We start from the raw sequence: 20,242 nt of genomic DNA on the forward strand, positions 1-20,242 counted from the left end.
GCCTTGCTCCGTGTGCGACCCTGGCGGGCATGGTGACCGTCCCGTATCGCTTGATGCGCAACGTGATGATCGCCGCCGGCGTGCTTTACTGCAGCCTGATCCTGGAAGCGGTCGCCGGCTACCCGCTCGACATCCACACGTCGTTCCTCAGCGAGCTCGGCGCGCGCGACCAGCCGACCAGCCCGTACGCCCGGGCGCTCGACCTCGGCGCCGGCGTGCTCCTGCTGATCGCCGCGATCCTCGGTCGCCCGGCGGCCCGGATGCACCGCGACATCGCGGGATTGCTGATCAGCGCGGCGGTTTTCGGCGCGGGGACGATCTTCGACTCGTTCTCGCCGATGGACTGCGCGCCGTCACCGAGCGAAGCATGCCGCGCCGCGGAGGCGAACGGTGAGGCCGGTACGGCGCTGCTGCTGCACGAGATCACCTCGACCATGGCCGGGATCGGGAGCGTTGCCATGGGCATCTTCGCGGTCCTGGTCCTACGCCGGTCGGGCTGGGGTGGAGTGTGGGGCCGCCTGGTCGCCGTACTGGCTGCCGGAGTCGCGATCACCCAGGCCTGGCTCGGCATCGAGACCGGTCTCGAGGTGCTGACCGGCAGTGACCTCCATCCGCCGGGCATCCTGCAGCGGGTCTCGGTCCTCCTGGTCTGCCTAATGCTGGCGACATTGTTACCAGGCCTGAGGCAAGCTTTCCTTCGATGACAACAACCTGGGTCCTGCTCCCTGGCCTGGCCGAGACTCCGGAGGAGTTCGCCCGGGTGGTCGAGCTGTTGCCGGGGCTGGATCTGCGGGTGATCGATCCGTGGCGGACGCCGATCACGTCGAGTGTCGACGAGCTGCGGACGGCGGCCGGCGTACCGGCGGACGCGGAGATCGGGCTGATCGGGCACTCCATCGGCGGCCTGGCGGTACTGCGGTGGGCGCTGACCCGGCCGCTCGAGGTCAGTCGGCTCGTGCTCGTCGACACCAGCCTCACGTCGGAGACCGGGGTGCGTTGGCTGTATCCGGGGACGCGGGGTGACCGGGTGGTGCGGGCGTTCCTGCGGTTGCTCGGGCGGGTCGGCGTACCGCAACTGCTCGGTCCGGCGCTCCGGCGGCTGATCGTCTGGGTCGGGAGCGCGTCGAACCGGGATCTGTTGTCCAAGGCAACCGCGCGGAAGCGGTACGGCGACGCGTTGTCCTGGCTGCTGTTCTGGGACGAGCTCGCCAACAGCTGGGAGCTCGCGGCGGAGGTCGGCACGCTGGTCGGCGGCCCGGTCGGCGAGATCGTGCCGACCACCCTTCTGGTCGCCACCGGCGGCAGCTCCCGCTTCACCGCAAACCGCTGGCTGTCCGGCCAGCAACGCCTGGCCGACACCCTCCACGGCACCGTCGAGGTCCTCCCCGACTCAGCCCACCTGGTCCACCTAGACCGCCCCGACGCCCTCGCCGACGCCATCCGCGGGTAAACCCTTCCGCTTCACGTCCTGTTGGTGCGGTGCCGCTGGTTCGAAGTTCGTGGAAGGGCCTCGGACGGCTTAGGCCGTGCTGGTGAGGGCGGGCGTCGGGAGTTTGCGCTGCCAGACCTCGTCCAGGGCCATGCGCATGGCGCCGGTGACTACTGCGTCCTCGGCCAGGGCGGAGAGCTCCAGCTTGGGGTGGTTGAGGGTGAGCAGACGGAGCTGGTCAGAGATGGCATCGAGCAATACGGCGCCCGCGCGGGCGACACCGCCACCGATCACCACGGCCGTCGGGTCCAGTACAAGTACGGCGGGGGCCAGCGCACGAGCGAAGTCCCGCGCGACCTGCTGTACGACGGCCTGCGCCACCGGGTCACGCTCGGCCGCAGCCGCGAACACGTCAGCGGTGTCCAGCTGCTCGCCACCCAGCTCGGCCAGCCGCGAGTCCGGGTTGTCGAGCGCAGCCTGACGGCCCAGCGCAGCGATCGCCTCCGAGCCGACCGCACGCTCCAGCGGTCCGCGGCTGTCCTCCGGGTTGATCACGTCGTCCGGCGCGGTTGCGATGAACCCGATCTCACCCGCAGCACCCGTGCCCCGGTGCAGCCGGCCGTCGATCACGATGCCGGCACCGAGTCGCTCGCCCCACTGCACTGCAAGCAGCGTTCCCGTGCCACCGCGAGCAGCAGCAATGGCCAGCGCGGCCAGGTTGGCGTCGTTGTCGAGCATCACCGGGCAGTCGAGCAGGCTGCGGACATGCTTGGTGAGGTCGACCGCCGACCAGCCCGGCACACTCGGGACCAGCTGGACCCGACCAGTGTGCTCGTCCACGATGCCCGGGCTCGCGGCCACCGCAGCAGCGATGTCCTCGGCCGGCACCTCGGCCTCCGCGAGCGCCTCGGTGATCACCTCACTGATGACCCCGAGCAGCTCCTGCGCCGTCCAGCCAGGCCCGGAGCGGCGGACCAGCGCAAGCTTGCGACCAGCCAAGTCGGAAACACCCACCGTCACCCGGTGCGGGCCGACGTCCAGGCCGAGCACCGGTGCTGCGCGTCCACGCAGTGAGACACGGATCGCCGGACGGCCGAGTGAGCGGTCCGCTGAGTCCGGACCGTGCTGCTGCAGCCAGCCGGCGTCCAGCAGCTCGTCGACGGCCTGGGCGACGGTCGGTCTGGCCAGACCGGTCCGCTCCACCAGCTCGGCGACGCGCAGTGGTGCGGGCGCGGAGCGGCGTACCGCGTCCAGTACCGCCGCGACGTTGATCCGCCGCAGCATCGTCGTACCGCCGCCGCCGACCGTTCCCTTGCTCATGTCCGACCCCTTGCCTGCCACTCGCCCATCCTATATAGAAAGCGAGCGTTCATAAATTACCGAGTTCTGCTGTGCCGTGCCACGCCGACGGGCGGTCGCCGAATGCGTGAGTCGACAAGTATCACCCTCGGGCCGTCCCGTCTCCCAGCACACGCACCAGTGCCGGAATCGGACCACCAATCAGTCCTGCACAACGGTGCGAGCGAAACTGCTCAGTGCCTCCCGGTCCGGTTGCTGGGTCTTGGTCATCAGGCTGGCGACATGCTTCTCCACCGTCCGTGGCGAGATGTGCAGCCGGGACGCGATCGACTTGTTCCCGATCCGGTCCACCAGCAACCGGCACACCTCGTACTCGCGGCTGGTGATGCCGAGCTGGCGCAGGTGCGCCGGCACCTGCTCGGTGCCGCTGCGGCGCTGTGACACCGTCGCTCCGAGCTGGCGCAGCAGACTGCGGCACGAGCTCGCGACCGCCTGGATGTCCGCGTTGTGGAAGTAGTCCTCGGCCTGCCGGAGCCACGCGACCGGCTCACCCCAGCCGTCGGCGTGCGCCGGCTCGGCGACCAGCCGCAGACCCAGGTACCGCGCCATCGGGTAGATCGACGCAGTCTCCAGGGCCTCGGCCACCTTGGCGTTGGCCGCGTCCACCTGACCGTCCCGTCCGAGCAGTACGGCGTGCGCCCACTGGACGAACTGCTTGTTCCACCGCATCCCACTGGCCGCCGCGGCGGTGGTCGCCTCGAAATGCGCCCAGCCGTTGCGACCGGACAGCACGCCGAGCAGCAGCCCCAGCCCGTACTTGCCCGACGTGTGCAGGGTGGTCGGGTTCTGCGCGTCGTACGCGAGGGCCTGGGCCATCTCGGAGTCGGCCAGCTCCCGGTTCTCCTCCAGCAGCGCGCAGAAGGTGCGCGCCAGGCCGTAGGAGTACGGCAGTTCGTACGACGCTCGCTCGCCACCCCAGTTGGCGGCCTCGGCCAGCGTCTCCTCCATCGCCGTACGGCGTCCCCGGTGCGCCTCCAGGATGGCCTTGGTGGACAGGAAGTAGGTCGCCGAGCGGCCGAGCCGGAGTCGCCGGGTGACCTCCAGGCACTCGTCGATGATGACCTGGGCCTTGTCGTACTCGGCGCGCAGGATCGCCTGCTGGCCGAGGATTCCGTCCACCTCGTAGGCCAGCGGGATGGCGCCGATCCGCAGCGCCTGCTGCCGGGCCCGTTCGAGCTCGACGATGCTGCCTCCGGCCAGGCAGATCGTGCCGGCCTGGAAGATGTGCGAGCACACCCGCTGGAAGGTCATGTTGTGCTCTTCGGCCACCAGCCGGGCGCGGTGGAAGTAGTCGATCGATCGGTCGAGGTCGTGCTCGCGCGACAGGATGCCGAGCAGTTGCAGCGCGTCGCAGGCGACCGCGGGCAGATCGGCGCGTTCGGCCGCTGCTGCGGCGCGGGTGGCCAGCTCGGTCGCGGCCTTGAGCCGGCCGGGACTCGGCCGGGCCAGCTCGAGGTGTGCGGCGATCGCGTCGACCGGGGCGAGGTCGGCGTCGCCGGCGTCGATGCCGAGCAGCGACCGTGCGGTCGCCACCTGGGTCAGTGCGGCGGACCAGCGGCCGGCCATGTGCTCGAGGTTCGCCAGCTGCACGTGCAGTGCGGCGACCTTGCGGCTGTCCAGGTTGCGGTCGGCCATCTCCTCGATCGTTGCCGCGTGCGCCGTACTGGTCTCGAACTGGCCGGTCTCACTCAGTGCGATCAGCAACGACCCGAGCACCTCGGCCCGGTAGCTGGTGTCGGAATCGCTGGCCAGCAAGGCGGTTGCCCGCTCCAGCAGCTTCACCGCGGACGCCATCGATCCCTCGTCGAACGAGCGTCGCCCGGCCATGGCGAACAACCGGCCGGCTCGTGCGTTGTCTCCGCCGGTCTCGGCCAGCTCGGCAACCATCTGGCACCACTCACCCGGCAGTCCAGGGTGCAGCGCCTCGATCGCGTCCGCGCAACGCCTGGCGAGTGTCGCCCGCTCGGTCGGAGTGAGACCGGCGAGCAACGCGTCTGCGGTGAGTGGATGCCGGAACGCGTACCAGTCCGGCACCGGCTCGTCCGGCCCGACCAACTGCGCCGCCAGCCCTGCCCGCAACGTGGCGAGCAGCAACCGTTCGTCAGTGCCAGTTGCTTGGCGTACGACGCTCAGCGGGAAGCGGTGACCGATGACAGCAGCAAGGACCAGCAGGTCACGTGACTGTGGTCCGAGCTGGTCGGTCCGGCTACTGATGCTTCGGACAACTGCTGCTGGGACGTTCGTCTGCAGACCGTCGACGACCTGCACGCTGCCGTCGGCCTTGGACAGCAGCTGTCCGGACCTGCTCGCCTCCTGCAGCAGTTCCTCAACGATGAAAGGGATTCCGGCGCTGTCACGCCACAGTTGCTCGACCAGTGCATCGGGTACGCCGCTCGGCGGCACCTCCAGGCAGTCGGAGGCCAACTCACCTACTTGCTCCCGGTCCAGCGGCTGCAGCTCGATCAGGCTGGCCGAGCCGCGTTGGGCGGACAGTGTGGCGAGTTCGTACGCCGCACAGGTCTCCGGCCGCAGTGTGGCGACCAGTGTGATCGGCTGGTCCTCCAGGTTGTCCAGCAGGTACTCGACCACGGCCAGTGTCTCGGGGTCGGACCCGTGCAGGTCCTCCAGCACGAGCAGGCAACCACGGTCCTTGCCGACCAGTGCGAGCAGTCTCAGGACAGCTTCACCGAGGACGACGGTCGACGTTGCGGTGTCGTGCGCCGTACCGTCGTCCCAGTCCGGCACCAGGCGTCCGAGCACCTGCCGGTACGGTCCGAGCCCGTCGGCGTCGGGCATCTCGCCGCGGCGGATGAGTGACAGCAGTGCCTCGGTGAACGGGCGGAACGCCACCATCGTGCCGATGGCTCCGACCCGCCCGCGCAACGTCGCCATGCCGGTGTCGAGCGCGTGCGCCGTACCCACTCCGGCCAGTCGGCTCTTGCCGATCCCGGGCTCGCCGACCAGGAAGATCGCACCCCCGTGACCGTTTCGGGTCTCGGCCAGTCGACGGTGGAGCTGATCGATCTCCCGGTCTCTGCCGACCACTCTGGGTGCGCGGGTCTGCATGCTTGCCAACTCTAACGACGTATTGCTGCCGCCGCAGCGAATCGGCAGCGCCGACCGGCCACCCCCCAGGGGACCGGTCGGCGCCGTCCGAAAATCGCTTGGTCGGTCAGCGGCTAGATCGTCGGCCAGGTGCTGTCGACCACGTTCGCTGCAGCTGCGGCTGCGAACGCGCTCAGGCCGACGGTGCCCACCAGGGCCATCGCCCGGGCGCCGACCTTGGTGCGCTTCGGCAACATGATCGGACCGAGCGGGTCGGTGCCGTCCTGGACCGGCTGCTGGACGTCTGGCTGCTCTGCTTGGTGCTTCGGAGTGTGGTGCTGGGCGGTCATGCTGTATCCCCTCGACTGATGGGTCAGCGCTGTGATGGATGCGTCGACCCGGCGGTTGGTTCGAGCAGCAGGACGGACGGAACGCGTTTGGTGAACGCCAGTCGGAGCAGGCCGTAGCCGATTCCCGCCAGACCGGTCAGCAGGCCTGGAGACGTAACCGACCGCGGTGTCCCGCACTGTGGTCCGTACTGCTGTACTGCCGCGAGCACCAGCCCGGTCCGGCGGCGCCGGACTGTCTCAACGGCTGCGTGGTCGCGTTCGGCGAGCCACACCAGTGGCTCCACCGCGCCGAGCTCGCCGTGACAAAGACTCAGGTCGGCGAGCACCGGACGTTCTGCTGCGGTCCTCAAGTAGGCCTCGAGGTCCGCGGGTACTCCGGCAGACAGCCGGGCCAACGCGGTCCCGGCGTCCCCGGAACACCAGCCATGGCCACCAGGGCGCTCTCGCCGGTCCAGATCGGCCGCCGCACGCGCGGCGTCCGTGTACCTGTCGCCAGGTACGCCGTACCGGCCGAGAGCCCATGCGATGCCCTGGTAGCCCCGAGCCAAGCCGTGGTCCGCTGCTACTCGGCCACGGCGGAGCCCGAGCTCCACTGTGTCGACGAGTTCCTCGGCGTAGTGCTTGGCCAGCCGGGTGGCCACCGGGAACCCTTGGATCGCCTGCATGGCGGCGAGTCCGCCGGCCGCTCCCTCGGCGTACGAGGGGAACTCGTCGGGCTGCAGCTTCTCGCTGAGCTCGAGGGATGCGGTCAGCCAGGAAGTGAGGTCGGAGTCGTCGAGCAGGTCGCGCAGGCGGGCGAGGCCGTAGCTGATACCGCCCAGCCCGTGCAGGCCGGGGCCGACCAGTTGCGCGGACTCCGGGTCCGCTGCGAGGGCCTCGAGCAACGTGGGGATCGGGCGGATCGCGTCCCGGGCGAGCTCGCAGTACTTGCCGGCTCCGGTGAGCGCACCGACCTGGGCGAGGAAGAGCGCCGTACCGGTGTAGCCGTTCGAAAGCCCTGCTCCCATTGGCCTGACGGCCCAGTGGTGATCGTCGAGGAGCTCGAGGCCGAGCCAGTTGGCCGCACCGCCCGAATCGCTGTGGGCCTGCGCCATGATCTCGTCGGCGATGTCCGTGGCGGCGGCGAGCAGGTGGTCCGGGTCCGCCTCAGTGGCGCTGACGCCCGGTAGTGCGGCGGTGCTGGCGTGCACGATCGGCTCCGGCCGGGTCGCGAGCGTCGCGGAGATCACCCACTTCTGCCGGTGCTCGTCGATGTCGCCGAGACCGGCGATCTTCGCCTCGACCGCAGCGAGACCCTCGGTGGCCAGCACGTTCGGGATACGGGCGCCGTCGGATGCCCAGACGTCACGGCTGTCCGGGCGCGCAGTGAACAGCGGTACGTCGCCAGCCCACAGGTCGGCCAGCTCGTACGGCACGACAACGTGCAGTCCCTCGTCGGCGTCCCACAGCAGGTCGAGCAGTTGACTGCGACCGGCTGCGTTCCGGAGTGCGTCCGGATGCGTCGCCTCGTCCAGCAGCCCGGTGTAGAGGCTGGTGCTGCGCGGTACGAAGCGGATCTGGTCCGATGCGCAGCGTGCCAGGAACCCGTCCGCTCCGATCAGCTCCTCGCGGTGCCGGGAAATCGCCTCGTACGCGGCCTGGAACCCTGTGAGTACAGCGACTTCGTGGTCCCGCGGTTCGATGTCGGCGCCGTTCAGCCGTGGCCGGTTCCGCGCTCCGTGGGTCGTCCCGGGGCGCCTGACGAGGTGCATCGAGTCCGTTCCGGCGTCGGCCCAGTCGACGACGCTTGTCGGTGCGGTCGCGCCGGCGTCGCCTCCTAGTCCCGACATGTCCGCCACACCGTGCTCACCACTGACCAGCAGCGGCAGCAATGCAGTGCGGTAGACCGAGCTCAGCAGTGCGCGGTACGCCGGGTCACGGCTGAGTGCGCCTGTCGGTGCGTGGCTCGGATGGAACAGGGTCTCGACGTCGACGAGGACCGGCTGCTCGCCGACGGCGATCAGGTTCTCGTAGTGCATGTCGGTGCCGTCCAGCACGTACAGCAAGGCCAGCAACGCGCCCTGCCGGTGGTAGAAGCGACGTACGTCGGCCAGGTCGCGACAAGGCTGGTGTACGACGTACTCCGACCACCCGAACCCGTCGCGGGGGAGCAAGGAGACCGTTTGGATGTCCAGCCCGGTCTTGTCGTTCAGCCAGCAGACCAACTCGTTGAAGTGGCTGTGCAGGTTGAGTGACCGCGGCTTGTAGACGACCCGTCGTCCGTCCGCAAAGGTGAGTGTGGCCGTCGACCTCCCGCCACGGTGGGGGTCACCCGCGGGGTCGATGTCGGTCAGTGCACCGGGATCACGACCGTCCAGCAGCCCCGTGACGAGCGACTCACGGTCCTCTGCGAGTCGTGCGAGCAGCTCGAGGTGACCCTCGATGCCCTGCCGGCACGACTCGCCCAGGACCCGGGCCAGCACCGGGTATGCGGCCAGGAACTCCGCCAGCTCGCTCCCTCCCACGAGCCGGCGGGTGAAGTCCAGAAAGCGTTCTGCCGGAGTGTCACCGGCCAGCTCGCCACGGTCACGGGCACGAGCGAGTTCCAGCACGAAGGTGCGCGAGGCAAGCTTCACCAGCCGCAGCCCCAACCGGTGCAGGAACTGCTCCGCCAGTACGCCGGTGCGCCCGGCGGCAGCGAGGTCGCGGCGCGCGGAGTCGAGCAGGGGCTCAAGGCAACGTACAAGCGCCTGCCGCCAGTCGCTGAGCCCACCCGACGCCCCGTCAGCCCCACCTGATGTGTGGCCGCCGATGGCATCGGTCCCTGCGGGGCTGCGACCGGCGGCAGGCGCGGTCTGGGTGGTGCTGCGCTCGACATACTCCGCCCAGGCGGGGGCGGAGGCGGTCAGCTCGTGCGGACGCATGCCCGCGGACCACCAGGCTTTTCGCTGGTCGGTCCGGGCGGGCCCGGCAGTCGCTGAGTTGAGCACGCGGACAGGCTGCCATCGGCAACCGTCCCCAGACATGGGTATCCGACCCCCATATTTCGCCGTGCAAGTGCGGGTTCACAGGGAGTGATGTGGTTGGCCCGCGTCCGGCAGTTCGGCGGGAACGATGCCCGACCCGTCAACGGCGCGGCAAGATGTCCGAACCCCCATTTTCGAGGCCTGGCGCGCTGATCGGGAGGTAGGTGTGCACCGGCCGGAACATGGGTGCCGAACACCCATGTGCGAAACGGCCGGCGCTGCCACGGTGGGCACGTGCTCTCCGTGACTCCCGGACTACCCGTCTCAGCGCACTCGGTGCTCGACGTTGTACCGCAGCTGCCCGGTCAGTCGGCTGCGGCCGCGCTCCGGGAGACTGCGGAGGTCGCACAGGCTGCTGACGACCTCGGATACCGCCGCTTCTGGTTAGCGGAGCAGCACGGTGTCCGAGGCGTCGGTAGCGCGACGCCGGCCGTGCTCGCGGCCGTCCTGGCCGCGCGGACGGACCGGATCCGGCTGGGGGCGGGCGGCGTGCTGCTGACCGCCCACCAACCGCTGGTCGTCGCCGAGCAGTTCGCGGCGTTGGCAGCCGCCTACCCGAGCCGAATCGACCTCGGTGTGGGGCAATCGGCCGGGGTGATGCCCAGTACGGCGGCCGCGCTCGGCGAAACCGCCCGTGAATCGTTCCCGCAGCGGCTGGACGAGTTGTGCCGCTTCCTGCGTGACGCTCTACCTGGGCGTGCACTGGTTGGCGACGTACGGCTCTCGTTGGCCGGCTTGCCGCCACCTGTGTTCGTGCTGGCAGACCAGCCGGGTGCTGCCGCGGCTGCCGCCGTACGAGGGTTGCCTGTCGTGCTGGCGCATCACCAGGCGGCGGCAACGACGGCTGCAACGGTGGCGGCGTACCAGGACCAGTTCAAGGCGAGCGCGCCGACCGTGAAGCCGTATCTTGCGGTGACGGTCGGTGTGGTGGCGGCCGACTCCGACGAAGACGCGATCGTCCGGTTCGCGGAGTACGTGCGTGTGACGACGCGTCTCGCGTCCGCGGCGCCCCGGGCCACTCCGGCCGAGCTGATGGAGCTGCTGGATGCACCGCTCACCGGTAGGGAGCGCGGCAAGGCCGAGCGCCTGCTGGACGACCCGGGCCACCTCGTCGGCTCGCGCGCCACCGTGGTGTCCGGCCTGGGCAAACTGGTGGCTGCCACTGGCGCCGACGAGGTCATGCTGGCTCCGTTGGCCTTCGACGGCCTCATGCGGTCGGCCATCCTGCGCACGATCGCCGGCGGTCTCACCCGCACAGTCCGCACCGTCCCGCGTCACGCCCCGCCACTGATCGCCACAGCCTGAACGTCGTACCTATGGTGGGTACATGACGAGCGAACAGGAAGTCGTTGCAGGCTGTCCGACCGAGCTGTTCATCGGAGGCAAGTGGCAGGCGGCCACGGGCGCGAAGACCCTGGCCGTCGAGGACCCGGCCACCGGTACGGCGCTGTGCGAGGTCGCTGATGCGAGTCCGGCGGACGGTGTGGCCGCCCTGGACGCCGCCGTCGGGGCGCAGGCGGAGTGGGCCGCCACTGCACCACGGGAGCGTGGCGAGATCCTCCGCCGTACGTATGAGCTGATGACCGATCAGGCCGACGATCTGGCGTTGCTGATGACGCTGGAGATGGGCAAGCCGGTCGCCGAGTCGAAGGCGGAGATCGCCTACGCCGCCGAGTTCTTCCGCTGGTTCGCCGAGGAGGCGGTCCGGATCGGCGGCGGCTACCAGGTCGCCCCGAACGGCAAAGGCCGCTTCCTGGTGATGCGGCAGCCGGTCGGCCCGTGCCTGCTGATCACACCATGGAACTTCCCGGCCGCGATGGGTGCCCGCAAGATCGGCCCGGCCGTCGCTGCCGGCTGCACCATGGTGATCAAGCCGGCCGCGCAGACCCCGCTGTCGATGCTCAAACTGGCCGAACTGATGACCGAGGCCGGCCTGCCCGCCGGCGTGCTCAACGTGATCACCACCAGCGACTCCGGCGGCGTGATGGAGCCGCTGATCCGCGACGGGCGCGCCCGGAAACTCTCGTTCACCGGCTCCACCCAGGTCGGCCGCAAACTCATCGAGCAGTCCGCCGAGCAGGTGCTGCGGACCAGCATGGAGCTCGGCGGCAACGCGCCGCTGCTGGTGTTCGCCGACGCCGACCTGGACAAGGCCGTCGACGGCGCCATGCTCGCCAAGATGCGCAACGGCGGCGAGGCCTGTACGGCGGCCAACCGGATCTACGTGCAATCCTCGGTGATGGACGAGTTCGCGCGCCGGCTGTCCGAGCGGATGGGCGCGCTGAAGGTCGGCCGCGGCACCGAGGACGGCGTCGACGTCGGCCCGCTGATCGACGCCACCCTGCGCGACAAGGTGAAGGACCTGGTCGACGACGCCGTCGAGCAGGGCGCCCGGGTGCTCACGGGCGCATCGGTTGCATCAGGCAACGGCTACTTCTACCAGCCCACCGTGCTCGCCGACGTGCCGAAGTCCGCGCGCCTGCAGAAGGAGGAGATCTTCGGCCCGGTCGCACCCCTGACCGCCTTCGAGACCGAAGAGGAAGCCGTCCGGATGGCGAACGACACCGAGTACGGCCTGGTCTGCTACCTGTTCACCAGCGACCTCACCCGCGCCCTCCGCGTCTCCGAACAACTCGAAACCGGCATGATCGGCCTCAATCAGGGCATCGTCTCCAACCCCGCCGCCCCCTTCGGCGGCGTCAAACAATCCGGCCTCGGCCGCGAAGGCGGCACCACCGGCATCGAAGAGTTCCTGGAAATCAAGTACGTCGCAATCAACGTCGACTGATCACTCCGCCAGCCACTGCTGGATGGTCTCCTGGTCGGGTCGCGGGCTGGTCCCGATCGCGTGTGGGACGAAGCGCGCGTAGTAATCGGTGATCGGCCCGTCGGACTCGCGCACCATCATGCCGGCCGCGACCCCGTCGACGATCCAGCTGCCGATGACCGCGCGGTTCCCCTCGTACGACGGCAGCGGGTGCCACTCCTGGTAGACCATCGTCGACGTGTCGTACGGACCGTCGTGGACGTGGTCGTCGGCGCCGCCGACGGTGTGGATCCGGATGTTGCCGCCCTCGCGGCCGTGCAGCGGTTTGGCCACCCACTCGAGCAGGTCGCCGGGGTCACCGAAGTACGCCGGCAGCAGGTTCGGATGGTCGGGGTACAGCTCCCAGAGCACCGGCAGGATCGCCTTGGTGGACAGCATGGTCTTCCAGATCGGCTCGATCCAGCGCACCGGCTCGGGCTCCAGCCCGGCCAGCACGTAGCGGCCGAACTCGTCGTCGAGCATGTCCTCCCACGGGTACAGCTTGAACGCGGTCCGGACCGGCCGCCCGCCCCAGTCCACGAACGCGCGCCGGGCCGAGTCCCAGCCGACGTCCTCGATCTCGTGCCCATACGTCGCCAGCCCGGCCATCGCGGCGGTGTCGCGCAGGTACGCGACCGTCATCGCCTCCTCGCCGGAGGTCTCCGCACCGGAGTTGAAGAAGTGCGCCTCGTTGCCCGGGAAGTCGCCGGCCGCGAGGTGCTCGGCCCACCACTTCACCAGCCGGTCGTGCACCGAGTTCCACTGGTCGGCGTCCGGGAACACGTCCTCCAGCCAGGTCCACTGGATCACCGCGGACTCGACCAGCCCGGTCGGGGTGTCGCCGTTGATCTCCAGCATCTTCGGCTCCGGCCCGCTCCAGGCCAGGTCGAACCGCGCGTACACGGACAGGTCGTCGCGCTTCAGCGACTCCCGGACCAGCGGCAGCGTGCCGGGCGCGAGGCCGAGCTGGGTGTCGGAGAACCGGTCACCCGAGGCCATCACCGACGCCGCGTGCCGACACATCTCGTACAGCTCCTCGGTGACCCGCTCGAGGTGCAGCACCTCGTCCATGGTCACCTCGTACCACGCGCTCTCGTTCCAGTACGGCGTCTCGGAGCCGTCCGGCAGGTCGGTCATCGGGAAGACCAGGCCCTGCTCGATCACGGTGTCCTTCCACCGCGGCCGCGGCTTGATCGCGTGCCGCCACATCAGCCGCCAGAGCTCCCCTTGCCGGAGCTGCCGAACCCGCCGCGGGTGATGGTGCCGATGTTGCCGCCACTCTTGTCCAGGCCGCCCCGCTTGATCGTCGGCGACCCGCCGCGGGGAATGGTGTACGTGCCGTGCGCAGTGTCGTAGCGGCCGCCGATCGGTGGCACGAACCCCCTGCCCCTGGTGGCCATGTAGAACCAGAAGAACCCGCTGCCGGACCCGCGGTACTCGGTCTCGTCCTTGCAGTCCTCGTCCTGCGTCCGGACCTGGGACTGCGGATCCACACAGATCGCGGCGTAGTCCGGGGTGTCGTCGTCGCTCGCGCAGCCGGTCAGTGACGCGGCCACGAGCGCCGTCAGCCCGAGGGTCACCCGGGCGCTGCGCATCCGCCGTCTGGTCACTGCCTGCCCTCCCCCTCGGCCGGAGGCTTCATCGAGAACATGATTGCCGCTCCGACCACCATCGTTACACCCAGCACAACCAGCGGCCCGGTGCCCACGTCCACCACCGAGAGCACCAGGATCACCGTGAACGACACCGAGGCCAGCACCGGCACGACCATCCGCTGCACGAACCGCTCACGCACCGCGCCCCTGAAGTACACGGGTACGGCGGCCGCTGTCGCCAGGTAGTACAGCGACACCAGCAGTGACACGGTGGCCACGGAGTCGGCCAGGACGGCGTCCGACGTCAGCACCAGAGACGCATAGACGAGCACGCTGGTTCCGGCGAACGCCCAGGTCGCCACGGTCGGCGTCTGGTACCGGGCCGAGATCCGGGCGAAGTGCCCCGGGAACGCGTCCCGCCGGGCCATCGACAGCATCGTCCGGGCCGTCGGCAGGATGGTGGTCTGGGTCGACGCCAGCGCCGAGACGAGTACGGCGCCGACCAGGAGTCTCCCGCCGGCCGTGCCGAGCAGGTCGTTCGACAGTACGGCGAAGAAGTCGTCGTCGGCGACGTCCGCGAGCGGGTCCACGCCGGCGTACGCGACCGCGGCCCAGGCGACCACGACGTACAGGACGACGAGGAAGCCGTTCGCGACCAGCGCGGCGACGGCCGGTATGCGACTCGGGTCGCGGGTCTCCTCGTTGACACTGAACGAGGAGTCCCAGCCCCAGTAGAGGAACACCGCGACCAGGACGCCGGCCGCCCACGCACCGTCACCGGTCGCGCCGCCGAGGGTGTCGACGGACCCCGCCTCCCGGAACGCGTTGACCGCGAACCACAGCAGCGCGACGACCTCGATGGTCAGCAGCACGAACTGCGTGGCCGCCGCGACCCGGATCCCGCGGTAGGCGAGCAACGCCATCACCAGGATGAACGCCGTCCCGAGACCGGCCTGGGCGAGCCGGGAGTCGGCGGCATCGTCCAGGCCGAGCAGGACGTAGGTGTAGACGGCGGCGACCTGGGCGAGGTTGCTCATCACCAGGACGCACGCCATCACCGTGGTCCAGCCGACCATCCGGCCGGTGCCGATCCCGAACGCCTTCTCGGTCCACGGGAACGTCGTCCCGCAGTCCGGCTCGGTCCGGTTCAGCTCACGGAAGCACAGCGCGACCAGGATCACCGGGATCGCGCTCGCCGCCAGCACCAGTGGGGCCGCGACGCCGACGTACCCGGCGAGTAGTCCCACCGACACCGCCAGCGAGTACGCCGGGGCCGTCGAGGCAATCCCGATCGCGGTCGACGCCCCCAGGCCCAGCGCGTCGCGCCGCAAACTCCGCCCCCGCGACTCCCGTTGAAGAGTCATGGTCGGCCAGTATGCCCGGCTTTCAGCTCACCAGGTCGTTCGCCGAGCGGAGAACGGGCACACCGACGCTGCTCGGCACCTCGGACGCGGTGACGTGGAAGGTGTGCGACTCGCCCGCCGACAGGGTGACGAGGCCGGAGTCCACCCGTGCGGCCGGGTCCAGGCGGTCCGGGAACAGCGCCAGGTCCTTGGCCAGCGCGGTGGCCGTGACGGTGACGTCGTACCCGGTGTCCGTCGCGGTGACCGAGGCCGCGTAGGCGTCGCCCTGCAGGCGCAGGGCGGTGTCCTCGACGAAGTACCAGTACGCGGTCGAGCCGTCGGCGCCGCGGACCTCGACGTACTCGCGGGTCGGGTCGGACGGCTTGGTGATCGACTCGGGCAGCGAACTGAGGGTCGCCGACCGCGGCTCGACCTCCAGGACGAAGGTCTCGCGCGCGGGGCTCTCGCTCCCGGTGGACCGCCGCGTCACAGTGATCTCAGTCGACCACACAGCATCGGTGTCGTTGTGTGCGGCAACCACCAGCTCGTTGTCCCGCGGCTGCACCGTCAGTAACCGCTCGGCGTACACCCGCTTCAGCGCAAACCACAGCGGCTTCCGGATCCCGTGGCCGTCGACAGCCGCCCACGAGACCACCGGCCAGTTGTCGTTCAGCTGCCAGACGACGGCGCCGGTGTTCAGCGGGTACAGGCTGCGGAAGTGCTCGATCCCGAAGATGATCGCCCGGGCCTGGTTGAGCTGCGTCGTCCAGTGCCAGTCATCGATGGTCGACCACTTCGGCAGATGCTGGCCCAGTCCACGTTCCAGCTTGAGGTTGCCCTCGAACGCCTTCTGGTGCACGAGCATCTGCTCGCCGTACGGATCCAGCGGCTCGTCGTGCACCACCGACGTCAGCGTCGACCAGGCCGGCGGCCCCTGGAACCCGAACTCGGACACGAACCGCGGCTTGTACTTGCGGTACGTCGTGTAGTCCACCTGGTTCCACACGTCCCAGATGTGCATGGTGCCGTGCCGCTCGTCGTTCGGGTGGATGAACTGGTCGAACGAGTACGGGCTGCCATGCGAGTACGGCGTCCGCGGGTCGAGCTCGGCCACGATCTTCGGCAGTACGTCGAAGTAGTAGCCGGCGCCCCACGGCCGACCGGCCAGCGGGACGCGCCAGCCCCACTCGACGTACCCCCAGATGTTCTCGTTGTTGCCGTTCCACACCGCGAGGCTCGCGTGCCGGCTGAGCCGGGTGACCGCCTCCCGCGCCTCGGCCTCGACCTCGGCGGCCAGCGCCTCGTCCTCGGAGTACGCCGCACACGCGAACAGGAAGTCCTGCCACACCAGGATTCCCTGCTCGTCGCAGATGTCGTAGAAGTCTTCGCTCTCGTAGATCCCGCCGCCCCAGACGCGCAGCAGGTTCATCCCGGCGTCGACCGCGTCCTGGATGCTGGTCTGGTAGGTCGACCGGTTCAGCCGGGTCACGAACGCGTCGTCGGGGATCCAGTTCGCGCCGCGCACGTAGATCGGCTTGTCGTTGACCGACAGCACGAACTGCGTGCCGTCCTTGTCCGGGTCGACGTTCAGCGACACGTTCCGGAACCCGACCCGGCCCTGCCAGCGGTCCTCGTCCACCGTGACCGTCACGTCGTACAACGGCTGTCCGCCGTGCCCGCGCGGCCACCACAGGTTCACGCCATCGACGGTGGCGACGAGCTCCACGGTCTCGGTGCCGGGCTTCACGGTCGCCGACTGCTTCGTGCCGTCGACCTCGACGCTGACCGTCGCGTCGCCCTCGGCTCCGTCGGCCCACGCCAGTGTCACGTGGGTGGTCAGGAGACCCCGGTCACCCTCGACGCCGGCCAGCGGGCGGACCGAGGAGATCCGGACGCCCGACCACGACTCGATCCGGATCGGCCGCCAGATCCCCGCTGTCGCGACATCCGGTCCCCAGTCCCAGCCGAAGTTGCTGGCCATCTTCCGCAACGCGTTGTACGGGTGCAGGTTCGTGTGCGGCCACGTCCCGTACCCGGCCTGCACCTCCTCGGCCGCCGTCACCGGCCCGGCGAACTCGATCACGAGTTCGTTGCCCTCAGCCACCAATAGGCCGGTGACGTCGAACCGGTACGACCGGTGCTGGTTCGCCGTCCGGCCGAGCTCCCGCCCGTTCAGCGTCACGGTCGCGACCGTGTCGAGCCCCTCGGCGACCAGCTCCTGTACGGCGTTGCCGTCCGCGGCCCAGTCGAACGAGGTCCGGTAGCTCCAGCTCGTCCGCCCGATCCAGGCCAGCGCGGACTCGTTGTCGCCGTCGAACGGGTCCGGGATCTCGCCGGCCGCGAGCAGGTCGGTGTGCACCTCACCCGGGACCGTGGCCGGAATCGCCTTACCTGCAAGGGTTCCTTCGAGCGCCTGCACCGTCCAGACGGCGCCGCCCTCGGTGGTCAGCGGGACTGCATTCACTGATGTCACAGGAGCTCTCCAAAGTGAACCGGTTTAGTTGGCGCACAGCGGCGCGCGTTGTCAGTCTTCCAGTACGACGCGTCGCCACAGGTCGGCGATCGCCCGATGTCCCGCGGCCGTCGGATGCACGCCGTCGTCCGCCAGCGCAGCAGCGCCCGCACCGACCGCCATCCGGTTCAGCTCGATGTCGGCCGGCACCAGGATCGCGCCGTACTCGACCGCGAGCTTGCGGACGACCTCGAGCTTGGGGTCGAGATCCTCCCGCCATCCGTCCTGCCCGGCCTTCACCGGCAGCAGGAACGGCTCGACCAGTACGACGGGACACGTGAGCGGATCCAGCAACGCCCGGTACGACGCCTCGAACGACTCGGCCGTGGTCGGGTCGTCCTCGTCGTACCGGCGCCAGGTGTCGTTGATCCCGATCAGGATCGAGACCAGCGACGGCTCGTGCGCGAGGACGTCGGTGGACCAGCGGGCCACCAGGTCGACGGCCCGGTTCCCGCTGGTCCCCGCGTTCACGATCCGCGGCCGTCGTCCCGCGAGATCGTCGTACAGGTCGCGCACGTACCCGTTGCCGAGGCCTTCGGGATCGGTACGGCGACCGCAGTCGGTGACGGAGTCCCCGGCGAACACGACGGTCCGCCGGGGATCCAGTAGCAGTGACGTCACAGGGTGGCCGCGTGGACGTCCCAGTCGGCCGGCAGGATGTCCGCGACCTCGACCGTGCTGGTCACGTCGACGAACGCGCCGGACTCGATCGACTCGGTGATCGAGGCCATCACGTCGACGATGTGGAACGCCAGCGCGCCGGTGGCCCGGTGCGGCCGGTTCTCCCGGATGGCCCGCGCCATGTCCAGCACGCCGGTGCCGCGCTCGGCCGACGCCTCGGTGTTCGCGACGGTCTCCCAGTCCTCGGCGCCCCGGCGACGGATCTTGATCTCCCCGTCGAACCGGTTCGGGTCCGGTACGGCGAGCGTCGCCTCGGAGCCGGTGATCTCGACGAACCCGCCCCGCGACAGCGGCGAGTCGAAGCTGAAGATGCTCTGCGACGACTGCCCCGACTCGAACCGCGCGATCGCGCTGACATGCGTCGGCACGGTCACGTCGAAGTCGGTGCCCGCCAGCGGACCCGATCCGATGGTGCGCTTCTCCCGCGACTTCGAGGCGAGCCCGGCCACCGCCGCGACCGGCCCGAACAGCTGCACCAGCGTGGTCAGGTAGTACGGGCCGATGTCCCACAGCGGGCCCGCGCCCTCCTGGAACAGGAAGGCCGGGTTCGGGTGCCAGGACTCCGGGCCGGGGGACTGCATCAGGGTGAGCGCGGTCAGCGGCGTGCCGATCTCACCGCGCTCGATGATCCGGCGGGACTCCTGCAGGCCCGGACCCAGGATGGTGTCGGGCGCGCAGCCCAGCCGCAGGCCCGCGTCCTTGGCGGTCGACAGCAGCTTGAGGCCGCTGTCCTGGTCCAGCGAGAACGGCTTCTCGCTCCACACGTGCTTGCCGGCGGCAACCGCTGCCAGCGCGACCTCGACGTGCGCGATCGGGATGGTCAGGTTGACCACGATCTCCACGTCCGGGTGGCTCAGCACCGCCTCGGGACCCCCGTGGGTCTCGATGCCGTACTGCTCCGCCTTCTCCTTGGCCGCCTCCGGCCGAAGGTCGCCGATGGCGACGACCTTCAGGTCGGGGAAGCTCTGCATGCTCTTGATGTAGGCATCGGAGATGACCCCGGCGCCGATCACCCCTACGCCGACAAAGCTCATCGACGTCCTCGCTTCGCTCCGGGCGCCGATGAGGCGCAAAGCACGCTGTGCTCGATGATGAACTCGCTTCGCTCGTTCATGCCGGTGCGCCCTCTCCGGCGAGGAACTTGTAGCTGCCCTCGACGGCGTCGAGGATCTCGCCGCTGAAGTCGTCGAGCTCGACCACCCGCAGCGCGTTCGGCGCCGCGGCCAGGATGTCCGCGACCGCGATGGTGCCGTCGCCGACCGCCACCTGGGCCTTGTTGTCCAGCGTGCCGTCGCCGTCCTTGACGTGGATCGCCGTGACCCGGTCGCCGAACTTGCGGAGCAGCGCCGGTACGTCGGCGCCGCCGACGGCGGCCCAGTAGGTGTCCACCTCGAGGATCACCTCGTCGGACAGGTTGTCGACCAGGATCTCCAGCGCGTGCACGCCGTCGACCTTCGACTCGAGCTCGAAGTGGTGGTTGTGGTACCCGACCGTGATGCCGTGGTCGGCGGCCTCGGCGGCGGCCTTGTTCAGCGCCTCCGCGGTGGCCTTGATGTCGTCGGCGGCCTGCCAGCGGGCCGGGTCGACGAACGGGTCGATGACGGTGCTGATGCCCAGCCGCTTGGCGGCGGCGTAGATCGGTGCGCTGTCCTCGCGCAGCAGGCCGGCGTGCGTGGTGGGCGCCGACAGGCCGTACTTGGGCAGCGACTCGGCCAGGCGGTCCGCGAAGGCGGTGACACCGAAGGGCTCGACCTTGGTGTAGCCGATCTCCGCGATCCGGGCCAGGGTGGCGTCGAAGTCCTCCTCGAGCTTCCCCCGGACCGTGTACAACTGGAGGGACAGGTTGTCCACTGCGACCATGGTTTCTCCTCGTCGCCCGGCGCTTCGCCCGCTGCCCTGGACGTCACGCCGAACTTGATTGCCGAACCGGTTAAGTAACGACGGCAACCGTATCCCACCGGCGCCGCTCCACACCACCCTGAGCCCAACCACTGGGCGGTCACCACCGGGTTTCGGGATTTGATCAAAGCATTACTCTCCGCGCTTGGCTCATGACAACGCGTAGAGATCGGGTGCACACTGAAGGATTCCGGATCGACCGTCAGCGGTCCGGCCGC

General features: G+C 69.6%; 15 protein-coding genes. 4 read left to right on the top strand and 11 right to left on the bottom strand.

The features are described from left to right. Nucleotides 1-29: 29 nt before the first annotated feature. Both ACIBGM_RS11400 and ACIBGM_RS11405 read left to right on the top strand, forming a co-directional pair. Nucleotides 30-704, top strand: a complete 675-nt coding sequence (locus tag ACIBGM_RS11400) for a DUF998 domain-containing protein (protein WP_396385303.1) — start codon at nucleotides 30-32, stop codon at nucleotides 702-704. Continuing rightward, on the top strand, nucleotides 701-1,450 hold the full coding sequence (locus tag ACIBGM_RS11405; protein WP_396385304.1) for an alpha/beta fold hydrolase: 750 nt from the start codon (nucleotides 701-703) through the stop codon (nucleotides 1,448-1,450). Before ACIBGM_RS11400 ends, ACIBGM_RS11405 begins: the two co-directional genes overlap by 4 nt. 69 nt (nucleotides 1,451-1,519) lie before the next feature. Here the strand turns inward: ACIBGM_RS11405 and ACIBGM_RS11410 are convergent, their stop codons facing one another. The 4 genes from ACIBGM_RS11410 to ACIBGM_RS11425 all read right to left on the bottom strand — a co-directional run bounded on the left by ACIBGM_RS11410 (nucleotide 1,520) and on the right by ACIBGM_RS11425 (nucleotide 9,086). After that, entirely contained in the window at nucleotides 1,520-2,749 is a 1,230-nt protein-coding gene (locus ACIBGM_RS11410) for an ROK family transcriptional regulator (RefSeq protein WP_360517872.1), read from the bottom strand. A 180-nt stretch (nucleotides 2,750-2,929) separates the two neighbouring features. Further along, on the bottom strand, nucleotides 2,930-5,854 hold the full coding sequence (locus ACIBGM_RS11415) for an ATP-binding protein (RefSeq protein ID WP_396385306.1): 2,925 nt from the start codon (nucleotides 5,852-5,854) through the stop codon (nucleotides 2,930-2,932). Between the two features lie 113 nt (nucleotides 5,855-5,967). Then, nucleotides 5,968-6,183 (bottom strand): hypothetical protein, encoded by a 216-nt coding sequence (locus ACIBGM_RS11420; protein WP_360517866.1) that lies wholly within the window; start codon nucleotides 6,181-6,183, stop codon nucleotides 5,968-5,970. Nucleotides 6,184-6,206: 23 nt separating this feature from the next. Continuing rightward, entirely contained in the window at nucleotides 6,207-9,086 is a 2,880-nt protein-coding gene (locus ACIBGM_RS11425) for a type 2 lanthipeptide synthetase LanM family protein (protein WP_396385307.1), read from the bottom strand. Nucleotides 9,087-9,422: 336 nt separating this feature from the next. Here ACIBGM_RS11425 and ACIBGM_RS11430 point away from each other — a divergent pair, with 336 nt between their 5' ends. Together ACIBGM_RS11430 and ACIBGM_RS11435 are read left to right on the top strand one after the other, a co-directional pair. Beyond that, on the top strand, nucleotides 9,423-10,493 hold the full coding sequence (locus ACIBGM_RS11430) for an MsnO8 family LLM class oxidoreductase (protein ID WP_396385308.1): 1,071 nt from the start codon (nucleotides 9,423-9,425) through the stop codon (nucleotides 10,491-10,493). Between the two features lie 22 nt (nucleotides 10,494-10,515). Beyond that, the gene (locus ACIBGM_RS11435; protein WP_396385309.1) at nucleotides 10,516-11,976 is read left to right on the top strand and encodes an NAD-dependent succinate-semialdehyde dehydrogenase; all 1,461 of its coding nucleotides are present in this window, start codon (nucleotides 10,516-10,518) and stop codon (nucleotides 11,974-11,976) included. On the opposite strand, the gene ACIBGM_RS11440 is transcribed toward ACIBGM_RS11435, so the two are convergent. The 7 genes from ACIBGM_RS11440 to ACIBGM_RS11470 form a co-directional block, all read right to left on the bottom strand. Next, nucleotides 11,977-13,203, bottom strand: a complete 1,227-nt coding sequence (locus ACIBGM_RS11440) for a glutathionylspermidine synthase family protein (RefSeq protein WP_396385311.1) — start codon at nucleotides 13,201-13,203, stop codon at nucleotides 11,977-11,979. It lies immediately after the preceding gene. After that, nucleotides 13,203-13,604, bottom strand: a complete 402-nt coding sequence (locus ACIBGM_RS11445) for a hypothetical protein (RefSeq protein WP_360517852.1) — start codon at nucleotides 13,602-13,604, stop codon at nucleotides 13,203-13,205. The genes ACIBGM_RS11440 and ACIBGM_RS11445 overlap by 1 nt, the downstream gene beginning before the upstream one ends. Then, nucleotides 13,601-14,953 carry an APC family permease gene (locus ACIBGM_RS11450; RefSeq protein WP_360517849.1) on the bottom strand — a complete coding sequence of 451 codons (1,353 nt, stop codon included), beginning with the start codon at nucleotides 14,951-14,953 and terminating at the stop codon, nucleotides 13,601-13,603. The genes ACIBGM_RS11445 and ACIBGM_RS11450 overlap by 4 nt, the downstream gene beginning before the upstream one ends. A 22-nt stretch (nucleotides 14,954-14,975) precedes the next feature. Continuing rightward, complete coding sequence (locus ACIBGM_RS11455) at nucleotides 14,976-17,405, bottom strand: glycoside hydrolase family 2 protein (protein ID WP_396385312.1); 2,430 nt, start codon at nucleotides 17,403-17,405, stop codon at nucleotides 14,976-14,978. 51 nt (nucleotides 17,406-17,456) lie between these two features. Then, complete coding sequence (locus ACIBGM_RS11460) at nucleotides 17,457-18,065, bottom strand: SGNH/GDSL hydrolase family protein (protein ID WP_396385313.1); 609 nt, start codon at nucleotides 18,063-18,065, stop codon at nucleotides 17,457-17,459. After that, a complete protein-coding gene (locus tag ACIBGM_RS11465; RefSeq protein ID WP_396385314.1) occupies nucleotides 18,062-19,159 on the bottom strand; it encodes a Gfo/Idh/MocA family protein in 1,098 nt (365 codons plus the stop codon). Before ACIBGM_RS11465 ends, ACIBGM_RS11460 begins: the two co-directional genes overlap by 4 nt. Before the next feature lie 76 nt (nucleotides 19,160-19,235). Next, entirely contained in the window at nucleotides 19,236-19,985 is a 750-nt protein-coding gene (locus ACIBGM_RS11470; RefSeq protein ID WP_396385315.1) for a sugar phosphate isomerase/epimerase family protein, read from the bottom strand. Nucleotides 19,986-20,242: the final 257 nt, after the last annotated feature.

Source organism: Kribbella sp. NPDC050470, from assembly GCF_044458365.1.
Lineage (GTDB): Bacteria > Actinomycetota > Actinomycetes > Propionibacteriales > Kribbellaceae > Kribbella.

What these genes read in the sequence shown, in the direction of transcription:
- ACIBGM_RS11450 (WP_360517849.1), bottom strand. Translation starts at nt 14,953, where the DNA reads ATGACTCTTCAACGGGAGTCGCGGGGGCGGAGTTTGCGGCGCGACGCG.
- ACIBGM_RS11470 (WP_396385315.1), bottom strand. Translation starts at nt 19,985, where the DNA reads ATGGTCGCAGTGGACAACCTGTCCCTCCAGTTGTACACGGTCCGGGGG.
- ACIBGM_RS11405 (WP_396385304.1), top strand. Translation starts at nt 701, where the DNA reads ATGACAACAACCTGGGTCCTGCTCCCTGGCCTGGCCGAGACTCCGGAG.
- ACIBGM_RS11440 (WP_396385311.1), bottom strand. Translation starts at nt 13,203, where the DNA reads ATGTGGCGGCACGCGATCAAGCCGCGGCCGCGGTGGAAGGACACCGTG.
- ACIBGM_RS11465 (WP_396385314.1), bottom strand. Translation starts at nt 19,159, where the DNA reads ATGAGCTTTGTCGGCGTAGGGGTGATCGGCGCCGGGGTCATCTCCGAT.
- ACIBGM_RS11400 (WP_396385303.1), top strand. Translation starts at nt 30, where the DNA reads ATGGTGACCGTCCCGTATCGCTTGATGCGCAACGTGATGATCGCCGCC.
- ACIBGM_RS11415 (WP_396385306.1), bottom strand. Translation starts at nt 5,854, where the DNA reads ATGCAGACCCGCGCACCCAGAGTGGTCGGCAGAGACCGGGAGATCGAT.
- ACIBGM_RS11425 (WP_396385307.1), bottom strand. Translation starts at nt 9,086, where the DNA reads ATGCGTCCGCACGAGCTGACCGCCTCCGCCCCCGCCTGGGCGGAGTAT.
- ACIBGM_RS11435 (WP_396385309.1), top strand. Translation starts at nt 10,516, where the DNA reads ATGACGAGCGAACAGGAAGTCGTTGCAGGCTGTCCGACCGAGCTGTTC.
- ACIBGM_RS11410 (WP_360517872.1), bottom strand. Translation starts at nt 2,749, where the DNA reads ATGAGCAAGGGAACGGTCGGCGGCGGCGGTACGACGATGCTGCGGCGG.
- ACIBGM_RS11420 (WP_360517866.1), bottom strand. Translation starts at nt 6,183, where the DNA reads ATGACCGCCCAGCACCACACTCCGAAGCACCAAGCAGAGCAGCCAGAC.